The organism is Streptomyces sp. NPDC052496 (assembly GCF_040679095.1).
Taxonomy (GTDB): domain Bacteria; phylum Actinomycetota; class Actinomycetes; order Streptomycetales; family Streptomycetaceae; genus Streptomyces.
The window spans coordinates 84,369-97,701 of the sequence record NZ_JBFAUH010000009.1 but is presented as its reverse complement, the minus strand read 5'-3'; the positions used below and the strand labels follow the sequence as shown (position 1 = coordinate 97,701).

The following is a 13,333-nucleotide window of genomic DNA, read 5'->3' as shown; positions in this document are numbered from 1 at the left end:
CATTATGCGAAGGTCAGTCCCGGTCGCAACGATCGCGGCCCTCACCAGTGCGGGCCTGTTGCTGTCCGGCTGCAGCGGCAAAGGTTCGAGCAGCGGCTCGGCCGAGGCGAACGCCGCCACCAAGGGCATCGTCAACGCCTCGGACGACAAGGGCGGCACGCTCACGTACGCGATGAGCGACGCCCCCGAGTCCTACGACCCGGGCAACACGTACTACGCCTACGTCTGGAACTTCAGCCGCCTGTACGCGCGTCCGCTCACCACCTTCAAGCCGGGCCCGGGCCCCAAGGGCAACGAGCTGGTGCCCGACCTGGCGGAGTCGATGGGCAAGTCCAGCGACGGCAACAAGACCTGGACGTACAAGATCCGCAAGGGCCTGAAGTACGACGACGGCAAGCCGATCACCTCCAAGGACGTCAAGTACGCGGTGGAGCGCAGCAACTTCGCGCGTGACGTGCTCTCGCTCGGCCCGAACTACTTCCAGACGTACCTGGCGGACAACGAGGGCGGCTACAAGGGCCCGTACAAGGACAAGAGCCCGGAGGGCCTGAAGTCCATCGAGACCCCGGACGACCAGACCATCGTCTTCCACCTCAAGCAGCCCTTCGCCGAGTTCGACTACCTGGTCAGCGCCCCGCAGACGGCGCCGGTGCCGCAGGCCAGGGACAAGGGCGCGGACTACACCAAGAACATCGCCTCCTCGGGCAGCTACAAGTTCGACACGTACGAGGAGGGCAAGAAGGTCGTCCTCGTCCGCAACCCGCACTGGGACGCCAAGACCGACCCGCTGCGCAAGCAGCTGCCGGACAAGATCGTGCTGAACATGAAGGTCGCCCAGTCGACGATCGACAAGGACCTCAAGGCCGGCAACACGCACGTCGACATGGCCGGCCGCGGCGTGGACGCCCAGACCCAGGCCCAGCTCCTGACGAGCACCAAGGAGAAGGCCAACACCGACAACGCGCTCGGCCAGCGCCTGTCGTACGTGGCGATCAACCCCAAGGTCGCGCCGTTCGACAAGATCGAGTGCCGTAAGGCCGTGCAGTACGCGGTCGACAAGAAGGCCGTGCAGACCGCGCAGGGCGGCCCGATCCGCGGTGACGTCGCCACCACCGTGCTGCCCACCGACCTCGCCGGGTACCAGAAGTTCGACCAGTACCCGCAGAAGTACAACGGTGACAACCTCGACCTGACCGAGGCCAAGAAGCAGTGGCAGGCGTGCGGCGCCGGCAACGTGAGCACCACGATCTCCGCCCGCAGCGACCGGCAGGACGAGGTGGACGCGGCGACCTCGGTGGTCGGCTCGCTGAAGAAGATCGGCATCGACGCCAAGATCCAGACGTACCCGAGCGGCAAGTACTTCTCGGACTACGCGGGCGTGCCGGAGTTCACCAAGAAGAACAACATCGGCCTGATGATGATGCAGTGGGGCTCGGACTACCCGACCGGCTTCGGCTACCTGAACCAGATCGTCAACGGCAAGGCGATCCAGAAGTCCGGCAACTCCAACCTCTCCGAGCTGGACGACCCGGCCATCAACAAGCTGCTCGACGAGGCCATCGCCACCAGCGACAAGGCGCAGCGCGAGAAGGACTACGCGGAGATCGACAAGAAGACGATGGAGCAGGCGGTCATCGTCCCGCTGACCTACTTCAAGATCCTGCTGTACCGCTCGCCGAAGGCCACCAACCTGGTGTCCACCTCCGCCTACAGCGGTGAGTACGACTACCTCAACATCGGCGTCAAGAAGTAGCAGCCCCGGAAGGCAGGTGAAGGCATTGGTGTCCGCGGGCCGGCCGGTCCGGCCCGCGGCGCCGACGCCGCAGTCCCGTGTTCGCGTACATCATCCGCAGGTTGATCAGCGCTGTGATTCTGCTGCTGATCGTCAGCGCGGTCACCTTCGGCATCTTCTTCGTGCTGCCGAAACTGGCCGGACAGACCGCTGACCAGTTGGCCGCGCAGTACATCGGAAAGGCCCCATCGGCCGCGGACCTCGCCGCGGTGAAGAAGAACCTCGGCTTGGACAAGCCGGTCTTCGTACAGTACTGGGACTTCCTGAAGGGCATTTTCGTCGGGGTCGACTACAAGTTCGGCCCGGACGCCGCCACATGCAACGTGCCGTGCTTCGGCTACTCTTTCAAGACCCACCTGGAGGTCTGGCCGGAGATCCAGACCCGGCTCCCCGTGACCGTCTCGCTGGCCGCCGGCGCGGCCGTCGTATGGCTGGTCACCGGTGTCGCCACCGGCGTGCTCTCCGCGCTGCGCCCCGGCTCGGTCTTCGACCGGATGGCCATGAGCGTCGCGCTGGCCGGTGTGTCACTGCCCATGTTCTTCACCGGCGCCCTGGCGCTGGCCCTGTTCACCTACCAGTGGCCGATCATCGAGCGCAGCGACTACGTGCCGCTGTTCGAGGACCCCTTCATGTGGGCCCAGACGCTGGTGCTCCCCTGGATCACCCTGGCCTTCCTCTACTCCGCCCTCTATGCACGCCTGACCAGAGCGGGCATGTTGGAGACGCTGAGCGAGGACTACATCCGGACCGCGCGCGCCAAGGGGCTGGGCGAGCGCAAGGTCGTGGTGCGCCACGGCCTGCGCGCCGCGCTCACCCCGATCATCACGGTGTTCGGCATGGACGTGGGCCTGCTGCTCGGCGGAGCGCTCATCACCGAACAGGTCTTCTCCCTCAAGGGGGTCGGCGCGTTCGCCGTCGAGGCGATCAACGCCAACGACCTGCCGAACATCCTCGGCGTCACCTTGCTCGCCGCGTTCTTCATCGTCATATGCAACCTGGTGGTGGACGTTCTGTACGCCGCCGTCGACCCGCGGGTGAGGCTCTCGTGACCGACTCCCCAGACTCCACCGCCGGCCAGGGCGCCGGTGCCACCACCCCGGAGACCACCGTCCCGGACACCACCACGGCCGGGCCGCCCGCCGCCGCGACGGACCTGACGAAGACGGGCGCCGCCGTCGGCGAACCGGCCGCGGCCGGCTCGGGAGCGCCCACCGCCTTCCTCGAAGTGCGCGACCTCAAGGTGCACTTCCCGACCGACGACGGCATCGTGAAGTCCGTGGACGGCCTCTCCTTCACCCTGGAGAAGGGCCGCACCCTCGGCATCGTCGGCGAGTCCGGCTCCGGCAAGTCCGTCACCTCGCTCGCCGTCATGGGCCTGCACCGGGCCTCCCGGCAGCAGCGCGCCAAGGTGAACATGTCGGGCGAGATCTGGCTGGACGGCAAGGAGCTGGTCGGCGCCGACCCGGACGAGGTGCGCCGGCTGCGCGGCCGCGAGATGGCGATGATCTTCCAGGACCCGCTGTCCGCGCTGCACCCGTACTACACGGTCGGCAACCAGATCGTGGAGGCGTACCGGGTCCACCACGACGTCGACAAGAAGACCGCGCGCAAGCGGGCGGTCGAGATGCTGGACCGGGTGGGCATCCCGCAGCCCGACAAGCGGGTGGACGACCACCCGCACCAGTTCTCCGGCGGCATGCGCCAGCGCGCGATGATCGCCATGGCGCTGGTCAACAACCCGGAACTGCTGATCGCCGACGAGCCGACCACCGCCCTGGACGTGACGGTCCAGGCGCAGATCCTCGACCTGATCCGCGACCTCCAGAAGGAGTTCGGCTCGGCGGTCATCATCATCACCCACGACCTGGGGGTGGTCGCCGAGCTGGCCGACCAGCTGCTGGTGATGTACGGCGGCCGGTGCGTCGAGCGCGGCCCGGCGGACAAGGTCTTCTACGAGCCGCAGCACCCGTACACCTGGGGCCTGCTGGGGTCGATGCCGCGCATCGACCGCGAGCAGACCGAGCGCCTGATCCCGGTCAAGGGATCACCGCCCAGCCTGATCAACATCCCCAGCGGCTGCGCCTTCAACCCCCGCTGCCCGTACGCGGACGTCCCCAAGGACAACATCACCCGCACCGTCCGCCCCGAACTGCGCGAAGCCGGCGGTGGGGGCACCCCCGCCAATGAGGGCGTAGCCGGCGGGGGAGGACACTTCTCCGCCTGTCACATGGCGCAGGAGGAGCGGGAGCGTATCTGGACCGAAGAGATTGCGCCGAAGCTGTGACCGAGACTGATGAGACCGGCGTCGCCGCCGGCACGACGGACGGGACCGACGCGAGCGCCGACGCCGCGCCGCTGCTGAAGGTGCGCGGCCTGGTACGGCACTTCCCGATCACCAAGGGCCTGCTGAAGCGGCAGGTGGGCGCGGTGCAGGCGGTCGACGGCATCGACTTCGACGTACGGCCGGGGGAGACCCTGGGCGTGGTCGGCGAGTCCGGCTGCGGCAAGTCGACGATGGGCCGGCTGATCACCCGGCTGGATGAACCCACCGGCGGCAGCATCGAGTTCGAGGGCCGCGACATCACCCACCTGTCGCCGGGCAAACTGCGTCCGATGCGCCGCGACGTACAGATGATCTTCCAGGACCCGTACGGCTCGCTGAACCCGCGGCACACCATCGGCGGCATCGTCGGCACCCCCTTCCGCCTCCAGGGCGTCGAGCCCGAGGGCGGCGTGAAGAAGGAGGTGCAGCGGCTGCTGGAGCTGGTGGGCCTGAGCCCGGAGCACTACAACCGCTATCCGCACGAGTTCTCCGGCGGCCAGCGGCAGCGCATCGGCATCGCGCGGGCGCTGGCGCTCAAGCCCAAGCTGGTCGTCGCCGACGAGCCGGTCTCCGCGCTGGACGTCTCCATCCAGGCGCAGGTCGTCAACCTCATGGACGACCTCCAGGACGAACTGGGCCTGACCTACGTCATCATCGCGCACGACCTGTCCGTCATCCGGCACGTCTCGGACCGGATCGCGGTGATGTACCTCGGCAAGATCGTGGAGCTGGCCGACCGGAAGTCGCTGTACGACGCGCCGATGCACCCGTACACCAAGGCACTGCTGTCCGCCGTGCCGGTGCCCGACCCCAAGCGGCGCACCCAGCGCGACCGCATCCTGCTCACCGGCGACGTGCCCTCGCCGATCAACCCGCCCTCGGGCTGCCGGTTCCGTACCCGCTGCTGGAAGGCGACCGAGGTGTGCTCGACCACCGAGCCGCCGCTGGTGGCGCTGCGTGGCGGCCACAAGGTGGCCTGCCACCACCCGGAGAACGTGCCGGAGACCGTCGGCGCGGGGGCACCGGGCACCGCGGGGGACTGAGGCCGGAGTGCAGGACACGAGAGGTGCGGGCCGGTACGTGGGCGGGCGGAGACGCCGCCCGCGTACCGGCCCTCCCGCGTCCGCACCACCCTTGACCGGCCGGTTTTGCCGACCATAGATTCAGCGGCGCCCGCCGGCCCGTTCCCTGGAGAGGTAGTGCCTTGTCCGCGCAGCACGAAGACCCCGAGGCCACGGCCGCCGACCCCGCGCTGACCGCCTACGCGGCGGTCGCGGCGGACTACGACACCATCGTCGAGGACCCGTACCTGCTGCGCTGGGTCACCTTCTACCGCAAGCTGATCGAGCGGTACGGGCCGGCCGGCAAGCGGCTGCTGGACGCGGGGTGCGGCACGGGGCGCGGCACCCTCGCCCTGCGGGACCGCCTCGGGTTCACGGTGACGGGCTGCGACCTCTCGCCGGAGATGATCGAGGCCGCGCGCGCCAAGCCGGCGGCGGCCGGCACCCGGTTCGTCGTCGCCGACCTGCGGGAGATGCCGGATCTCGGCACCTTCGACGTGGTCACGTGCATGGGCGAGCCGCTGGCCTACCTGTCCGGCGCGGAGCTGGCGGCCGCGTTCGCGGGCCTGGGCCGGCAGCTCGCGGACGGGGGCGTCGTCGTCTTCGACATGACCACGCTGGGCAGTTTCCGGCGGGACTACGCGGTGACCAAGGTCGTGGACCGGGACGGCCGGTTCGACGTGTGGCGGGGCGGGCCCGTACCGGCCGGTCCGGACGCGGTCGTGGACGTCACCCACGACTACTTCGCGCGCACCGGCGACACCACCTGGCGCCGGGTGTCGTCCCGGCACCGCTACCACCACCACTCCGACGCCACGGTGCGCGGGCAGCTGGCCGCCGGGGGCCTGCGGCTGATCGCGGCGCACGGCGTGGAGGGCCGCAAGCTGACCGGCATCCCGGACGAGGACGTCTGCCGCAAGATTCTCTACGTGGCCGGAAAGCAGTCGGAGTGAGGCGGCAACTGGCCTGAGTGGCATGACGAGTTGGCAAAGTCAGGCGTGAAAAGCGACAGAAGAGTGCAGAGTCGGCGCGGTTGTTCACCAGACGACATCCGTGTGTTCGAAGGGACGGCTCATGGCACTCTCCCGTTCAGCACGTCGCCCCGCTCGTCTGCTCCCCCTCGCCACGGCGGCCGCCGCCGCCTTCACCCTCGCGGCGGCTCCCGCCGCCTCACCCGGCGCCCCGGGCGTCGGCGACCCGTACTTCCCGAATCTCGGCAACGGCGGCTTCGACGCCCTGCACTACGACCTCGGCGTCAGCTACCAGCCCGCCACCGGCCGCCTCGACGGCCGTACGGAACTGACCGCGCGCGCCACCCAGGACCTCAGCTCCTTCCACCTCGACCTCCAGAAGCTGGAGGTCACCTCGATCGAGGTGGACGGCAGACGCGCGAAGTTCAGCCGCTCCGGCGACGAGATCACCGTCACGCCCCGGCGCAGCCTGGAGGAGGGGGAGCGGTTCACCGTCGAGGTGGTCTACGGAGGGGTGCCGCTGCCGCTCGGCGGGCCCATCGTCTTCGGCTCGGACTACGGCTGGATGAAGACCGACGACGGGGTCTTCGTGGCCTGCGAGCCGAACGCCGCGTCCACCTGGTTCCCCTCCAGCGACCACCCGGGCGACAAGGCCACGTACGACATCCGCATCGACGCGCCCGAGGGCCTGACCGGCGTCTCCAACGGGCGGCTGGTCGACCGGTACGACGAGGACGGGCGCTCGTACTTCCACTGGCGCGAGCGCAAGCCGATGGCGACGTACCTGGCCACCGCCACGATCGGGAAGTTCGACGTCCGGACGGGCAGCACCCCCGGCGGCATACCGGTCTACGTCGCCACCGATCCGAAGCTGCCGACCGGCACGGTCGATGTCTACGGCATCACCGCCGCGGTGACGGACTACTGGTCGAAGGTCTTCGGCCCGTACCCCTTCGAGGAGACCGGCGCGATCGTCGACGACATGCCGCAGGCGGGCTTCTCCCTGGAGACCCAGACCAAGCCGGTCTACTCGGCCGTCCGCAGCGAGACGACCATCGCCCACGAGATCGCCCACCAGTGGTTCGGTGACTCCGTCACGCCCCGCAACTGGCGTCACATCTGGCTCAACGAGGGCTTCGCCTCGTACGCGCAGTGGCTGTGGGAGGAGCACAAGGGCACCCGCACGGCGCACGACGCCTTCCGCGCGGCGTACGCGGCCCGGCCGGCCGAGTCCGACTTCTGGAAGATCAAGGTCGGCGACCCGCAGCGGGACACCATGTTCGCGCAGGCGGTCTACACGCGCGGCGCGATGACGCTCCAGGTGCTGCGCGAGCGGATCGGCGACCGGGCGTTCTTCGCGCTGCTGCCCGCGTGGACGACGCAGCACCGCTACGGCAACGCGGACACCGGACAGTTCATCGCGCTGGCGGAGCGGATCTCCGGACAGCGGCTCGGCGACCTCTTCCGCACCTGGCTGTTCACCACCGGCAAGCCGGCACTGCCCTGACGCACCGGCGGGCCCGCGCGGAGACCTTCCGGCACGCGGGCCCGCCCCCGCGGTGCGGCCGGCCCCGTCCCGTACCGTCGGGAGAGGTACGAGCGGTGAAAGGGGACACCGATGAGTCTGACCGGAACCCCGTTCTTCGTGGTACTGGTGACGGCGACGGTGCTCGCCGTCCTCGCCACGCTGCTGCTGTGGGGCAGGGTCCGGGGGCCGCAGCCCCTGCGCTGGCTGGCCAGAATCCTGCTGATCGGCCTGTGCCAGGCCACCGCCGTCTGCGTCGTCGCGGTCGCCATCAACAACAGTTACGGCCTCTACGCCTCCTGGGACGACCTGCTGGGCACCGAACAGGACGCGGTCGCGATGCCGGGGCCGCCGGTCGGCCGCGCCAAGTTCAACAACGGCCCCCACGGCATCAAGGACACCTACTTCCGCGGTGCGAAGTCCCACCTCTCCGGCCAGGTGATGGTCTGGACGCCGCCGCAGTACGACGACCCGGCGTACCGCAAGACCAGGTTCCCGGTCGTGATGCTGCTGCACGGCGTGCCCGGCTCACCGCAGTCCTGGCTGGAGCAGGGCGGCCTGCCCGGCGACCTCCAGCAGCTCGTCGAGGGCGGCGCGGCGCACCCCTTCATCCTCGCCCTGCCCGTCGTCAACCCGGGCAGCGTGGACACCGACTGCTCCGACACCCCGCACCGCAAGACCGCCACCTGGCTCGCGACCGACGTCACGGACCTGGTCAGCCACCACTTCCGTACCGCGCCGGGCCCGAAGAACTGGGGACTGCTGGGCTTCTCCACGGGCGGGTACTGCGCGGCCAAGCTGCCGCTCCAGTACCCGAAGACGTTCGGCGCGGGCGTGGCCTTCGATCCCGACCCGCTGACCGGCGACCCGGACGTGCTCACCGACCCGGCGCTGCGGCAGCGCAACAGCCCGCAGTGGCTGGTCCGGCACGTGAAGGCCGACGTGGGGCTGTTCCTGGCGACCTCGGCGCAGGACCCGATCAGCCCGCCCGCCAACATCGCACGCTTCAAGAAGGCCGCCGAAGGCACCAGGACCCGGGTCAGGACGCTGGTGCTGCCGACGGGCGGCCACAACTACGGCACCTGGACGCGGATGTATCCGGCGGCCTTCGGGTGGCTCAGCGAGGAGCTGACGGCGCCGCGGCCGTCGGCGTAGTACGGGGCCGCGGGCCCTCAGCGCGGCTTGAGCTGCTGCGGGCGCGGCAGGTGGAAGTCGAAGTAGACCGCCGCCATGCGCAGCGCGAAGACCAGCCCGGCGCAGACCACGGCGGCGACGTCGGCGCGTACGTGGAGGTGGTGCAGGCCCAGGTAGGAGGCGGCGCCGGCGAGCGCCGCGATGGCGTACACGTCCTCACGCAGCAGCAGCGGCGGGAACTCCCCGCACAGCACGTCGCGGATCACCTCGCCCGCCACCCCGCTCATCACCGCGAGGATGATCACCGCCAGCGGGGTCGCGCCCGCGGAGATGGCGGCGCGGGCGGCGATGACGGTGACGACGGCCAGCCCGACCGCGTCGACGACCAGCAGCGACTTGCGGGGCAGCTGCCAGTACCGCAGGTAGATGATGGTGCCGACACTGACGCAGACGATCAGCGTGAGCAGGACCCAGTCGTGCGTCCAGTACAGGGGGTGGTCGTCGAGGATCAGGCTGCGCAGGGTGCCGCCGGAGGTGGCGGCGGCGAAGGCGAGCACCAGGCCGCCGAACGGGTCCATGTTGGCGCGGTACGCGGCCAGCACCCCGCTCGCGGCGAAGGCGGAGACGCCGACCAGGTAGAGCACGTGAAGCATGGGCCCATGATCTCAGGCCGCCGGGGCGGGGCGCGCGGGCGCGGGCGGGCGGCCGCCGCGGGCGGGGGTCCGGTCCGGCGGACGGTTGAAGGAAAAAGGGTCTACCGGTCAGTAACAAATCCGTGTAGCGTGCCGCGCATGGCACAGGTGACCATAGGTGACAGCGAATTCGACCGCGACACGGCGGTCGTCCGGCGCGCCCCGGGACACTACGAGGCGGACCTCTCCGCCGGCTGGACGATCATCCACGCGGTCAACGGCGGCTACCTGCTCGCCCTGATGGGCCGCGCCCTGGGCGACGCCCTGCCGCACCCCGACCCCTTCTCGGTCACCGCGCACTACCTGACCGCCTCGGTCCCCGGCCCCGCCGTCATCCGTACCGAGGTCGTCCGCACCGGCCGCACCATGTCCACCGGCACCGCCACCCTCGTCCAGTTCGAGGAGGACGGCAGCGAGGTCGAGCGGCTGCGGGTACTCGCCGCGTACGGCGACCTCGACACGCTCACCGACGACGTACGGACCACCGCCAAACCGCCCGCCATCCCCCCGTACGAGCACTGCCTGGGCACCGAGAGCGCGCCCGAAGGGCAGCCCACCATCCCCGGCAGCACTGCCATCACCGACCGCCTCGACATCCGGCTGGATCCGGCGACCTGCGGCTGGGCCGTCGGCGCGCCCTCCGGCAACGGTGAGATGCGCGGCTGGTTCGGCCTCGCCGACGGCCGCGACCCCGACCCGCTCTCGCTGCTGCTGACGGTCGACGCGCTGCCGCCCACCGCCTTCGAGATCGGCCTGACCGGCTGGGTGCCCACCGTCGAGCTGACCACCCACATCCGCCGCCGCCCGGCCCCCGGCCCGCTGCGCGTCGCCATCACCACCCGCAACCTGGCGGGCGGCTTCCTGGAGGAGGACGCGGAGGTCTGGGACAGCGCGGACCAACTGGTCGCCCAGTCCCGTCAGCTGGCCCGGGCGCCCCGGTCCGCCGGCACGGCGTGAATCGCTGCCCCAAAGGGGGCGCGGCGGCCCCCGGTGACGTGCCAGACTGATCACATGGGGGACATGCCACTGAGCATCGACGAAGGCACCGGCGAAAGCACGGTCGTCTGGCTGCACTTGGCCCCGGCCGGCGCGCACGGCGGCGAGGGCGCGCAGCGGCCCGCGGCGGCGCCCGACGACAAGCCGGGACAGGACGACACCGGACTGGAGCTGCCCGACGGCTTCGGCCACTCCCGCCCGGTCAGCGTGGACGGACGGGTCGCCCGGGCGCTGACCCGCGGCGGCGAGACGCTGGAGGGCGCGCTGCGGCCGCTGGGCGCCGTCCTGGGCAGCATCCACCGCTCGCTCGCCGCCGGTGACCACCGGCCGGACGAGGTCACGGTGGAGTTCGGGGTGACCCTCGGCTCGGACCTGAGCCTGGGGGTCTTCTCCGGCAACGGCGAGGCCAGCTTCAAGGTCTCCGCCACCTGGAACCTCGGCAGCGGCAGCGCGACCTGAGGACGGCATGGTGGTGTCCGGCGTGGATCAGCCGCTGTACCGCTCCTTCGTCTCGGTACGCGACACCGGACGGGCCGTGGGCGCCGGTGTCCTGCTCGCCGACGACGCCGTCCTGACCTGCGCGCACGTCGTCAACAGCGCGCTGGGCCGGGACCGTTACGACCAGACGCTGCCGGGCCCGGGCGACACCGTCCGCGTCCGGCTGCCGCACGTGGCGCCCGACCGGGACCTGACCGCCCACGTGGAGCCCGCCCTGTGGAGCCCGCCGCGCGCCACGGCGGGAGGCAGCCGGCCCGTACCGCCCGGCGCGCTGCTCTACCACGGCGACCTGGCCGTCCTGCGCCTGGCGGGCCCCGCGCCCGCCGGCGCCGAACCGGCCCCGTTCCTCCCGCACGCCTACGGCAACGAGGTCATCGCCCTGTGGGCCAGCGGCCACCCGCTGCCCACCGTGCGCGCGGTGCCCCGGGTCTCCGCGCCGCCCTGGGTGGCGCTGGACGTGATCGGCGGCACGGAGGTCAAGGAGGGCTTCAGCGGCGGGCCGCTGTGGGACCGCGACCGGCAGGCCGTCGTCGGCCTCGTGGTGGCCGACCTCCAGGTACCGCCCGGCGCCCGCCAGCCGCAGGCCGCGGCCACCCTCTACGCGATCAGCGTCCCCGCGATCGAGGCCGAACTGCCCGACCTGCCGCCGCCCGCGGTGCCCACCGCCCGGCGCGGCGTCCAGCAGCTGCTGGCCGTCCTGGAGACGATCCTGACCACCCCGGACGCGGTCCGCGGCTGCGAGGAACTGCTCGCCTCCCGGCTGCGGCGGCCCTCCCAGGGCCCCGGCGCCGACCTCGACCGGCTGGTCGGCCTGGCCGTGGGCGTCCGGCGCGGCGTGCCCGAACTCCTCCAGGCCGTACGGGAGATGATGCCGCCCGGCAGCGGCCCGCAGTGGGAGCGGCTGCGCAGGGTGGCCCGCGCCGTCAGCCCCGGCGAGTGCCTGACCCGCAAACAGCAGCGCGACCTGACCGGCCTGCTGGCGCACTGCGGCCGCACGGACCCGCGGGAGCTGCTCACCGCCGTCCTGCCGCACGCCATCGAACTGCCCGCGGTCACCGGGCTGGCCGACGCCGTCGACGTCCTGGAGGGCTTCGAGGCCCAGGGCGCCCAGCCGATGCCGCCGCTGCTCCAGGGCGTGGTGCGCATCGGGGTCGACGAGAGCGAGGCGGGCGCGTACCCGGCCGAGGACCTGGAGGCCTGGACCGAGCGGACGGCCCTGCGGCTGGGCGTGGACGTGGCCGCCGTACGCCAGTACACGGCCGACGTACGGGGCTACCGCGCGGAGCGGGCCCGGGACGCGGCGGCGGAACACGTGGCCCACCAGGCGGCCCGCCATGCGGCTCAGCAGGCCGCCCACCACGCCACTCACCACACCGCCCACCCCGGCGCGCGGCCGTCCGCCGGCTGGGCGGGGATCGGGAACGCCGCGGTGGGCATGGCGGAGGTGGACGCGGGGCCGACGGGCGCGGGGCCGATGGGCGCGGCCCCCTCGGCGAACGGCAGCGGCCCGGGCCGGTACGGCGGCGGCGCGCGGCTGTCGAAGGTGCCGCGTGTCCAGGTGGAGCTGCTGCCCACCGCCACCGGACGGCACTACACGTACCAGGTCTGGGCGTGGAGCGGCGGCGACGCGCCGCACCAGCTCGTCCTCGCCCGGGACACCGAGGTGACCAGCGAACAGGTCGTGGACGACATCCACCGGGTGCTGGTCGAGGAGATCCGCGAGGACCCGGAGCCGGCGCTCGTCGAGTTCTTCCTGCCCGCCGCCTGGCTCGGCCTGCCGGTGGACCGCTGGGAGTCCTTCGACACCGACGAGGACGGCCCCTTCGGGCTGGGCTTCACCCGCCGGGTGGTGATCCGCACCGCCCGGCGCTCCCGCGAGAGCTACGCCGGGTGGAAGCGGCGCACCGCGGCCCTGGACACCGCCCGCAGCCTCGTCCTGGACCACGACGCCACCGACCGCAAGGTGGCCCGCGCCCGCCTGGAGATGCAGCCCGAGGTGGGCACCGTCATCGTCTGCTGCGAGCCCCGCCACCACGGCGCGCTGCTGCGCCAGTGCGTCCAGGCGGGCGTCCACACGGTCCTGTGGCACCGCGAGGAACACGGCGAGAGCGTCGCGGCGGGCCTGCTCGAACTGGTCGAGGGCGGGCACCACACCCAGCTCCCCGAGACGGTACGGCTGGAGCGGGCCAAGGCGGTCGCCGAGGTCGCCTCCACCGGCCACCGGGGACGCCAGCTCTCCTTGATGTACGACGCGCCCGACCACCGGCCACCGCAACTGGCCCCGGACGCCTGGGTACTGACCCAGCCGTGACGCAGCACCTGAGCAAGGACGAAGGAGAAC

Annotated in this window: 11 protein-coding genes; 10 read left to right on the top strand and 1 reads right to left on the bottom strand. The window is 71.5% G+C overall.

Annotated elements, in window-relative coordinates:
* The first annotated feature begins 4 nt into the window (after positions 1-4).
* From AB0L45_RS14725 to AB0L45_RS14695, 7 genes are all read left to right on the top strand, one after another.
* Positions 5-1,753: an ABC transporter substrate-binding protein gene (locus AB0L45_RS14725; protein WP_365839665.1), complete on the top strand. Its 1,749-nt coding sequence runs from the start codon at positions 5-7 to the stop codon at positions 1,751-1,753.
* A gap of 77 nt (positions 1,754-1,830) precedes the next feature.
* Positions 1,831-2,841 carry an ABC transporter permease gene (locus AB0L45_RS14720; RefSeq protein ID WP_365839663.1) on the top strand — a complete coding sequence of 337 codons (1,011 nt, stop codon included), beginning with the start codon at positions 1,831-1,833 and terminating at the stop codon, positions 2,839-2,841.
* Positions 2,842-2,945: 104 nt separating this feature from the next.
* Positions 2,946-4,076: an ABC transporter ATP-binding protein gene (locus tag AB0L45_RS14715; RefSeq protein WP_365839926.1), complete on the top strand. Its 1,131-nt coding sequence runs from the start codon at positions 2,946-2,948 to the stop codon at positions 4,074-4,076.
* On the top strand, positions 4,073-5,158 hold the full coding sequence (locus AB0L45_RS14710) for a dipeptide ABC transporter ATP-binding protein (protein ID WP_365839661.1): 1,086 nt from the start codon (positions 4,073-4,075) through the stop codon (positions 5,156-5,158). The genes AB0L45_RS14715 and AB0L45_RS14710 overlap by 4 nt, the downstream gene beginning before the upstream one ends.
* A 161-nt stretch (positions 5,159-5,319) precedes the next feature.
* Positions 5,320-6,129, top strand: a complete 810-nt coding sequence (locus AB0L45_RS14705; RefSeq protein WP_365839659.1) for a class I SAM-dependent methyltransferase — start codon at positions 5,320-5,322, stop codon at positions 6,127-6,129.
* Between the two features lie 121 nt (positions 6,130-6,250).
* Positions 6,251-7,654: a M1 family metallopeptidase gene (locus AB0L45_RS14700; RefSeq protein WP_365839657.1), complete on the top strand. Its 1,404-nt coding sequence runs from the start codon at positions 6,251-6,253 to the stop codon at positions 7,652-7,654.
* A gap of 111 nt (positions 7,655-7,765) precedes the next feature.
* Positions 7,766-8,827, top strand: coding sequence for an alpha/beta hydrolase-fold protein (locus tag AB0L45_RS14695; RefSeq protein ID WP_365839655.1), 1,062 nt, complete (start codon positions 7,766-7,768; stop codon positions 8,825-8,827).
* 17 nt (positions 8,828-8,844) lie between these two features.
* Here the strand turns inward: AB0L45_RS14695 and AB0L45_RS14690 are convergent, their stop codons facing one another.
* On the bottom strand, positions 8,845-9,459 hold the full coding sequence (locus AB0L45_RS14690; protein ID WP_365839653.1) for a TRIC cation channel family protein: 615 nt from the start codon (positions 9,457-9,459) through the stop codon (positions 8,845-8,847).
* A 138-nt stretch (positions 9,460-9,597) separates the two neighbouring features.
* Here AB0L45_RS14690 and AB0L45_RS14685 point away from each other — a divergent pair, with 138 nt between their 5' ends.
* Genes AB0L45_RS14685 through AB0L45_RS14675 form a run of 3 tightly spaced genes read left to right on the top strand, consistent with a single transcriptional unit; the run spans position 9,598 to position 13,303 of the window.
* Positions 9,598-10,455, top strand: coding sequence for a thioesterase family protein (locus tag AB0L45_RS14685; RefSeq protein ID WP_365839651.1), 858 nt, complete (start codon positions 9,598-9,600; stop codon positions 10,453-10,455).
* 54 nt (positions 10,456-10,509) lie between these two features.
* Positions 10,510-10,953 (top strand): CU044_2847 family protein, encoded by a 444-nt coding sequence (locus tag AB0L45_RS14680; RefSeq protein ID WP_365839650.1) that lies wholly within the window; start codon positions 10,510-10,512, stop codon positions 10,951-10,953.
* Positions 10,954-10,975: 22 nt separating this feature from the next.
* Positions 10,976-13,303 (top strand): trypsin-like peptidase domain-containing protein, encoded by a 2,328-nt coding sequence (locus tag AB0L45_RS14675; protein ID WP_365839648.1) that lies wholly within the window; start codon positions 10,976-10,978, stop codon positions 13,301-13,303.
* Positions 13,304-13,333: the final 30 nt, after the last annotated feature.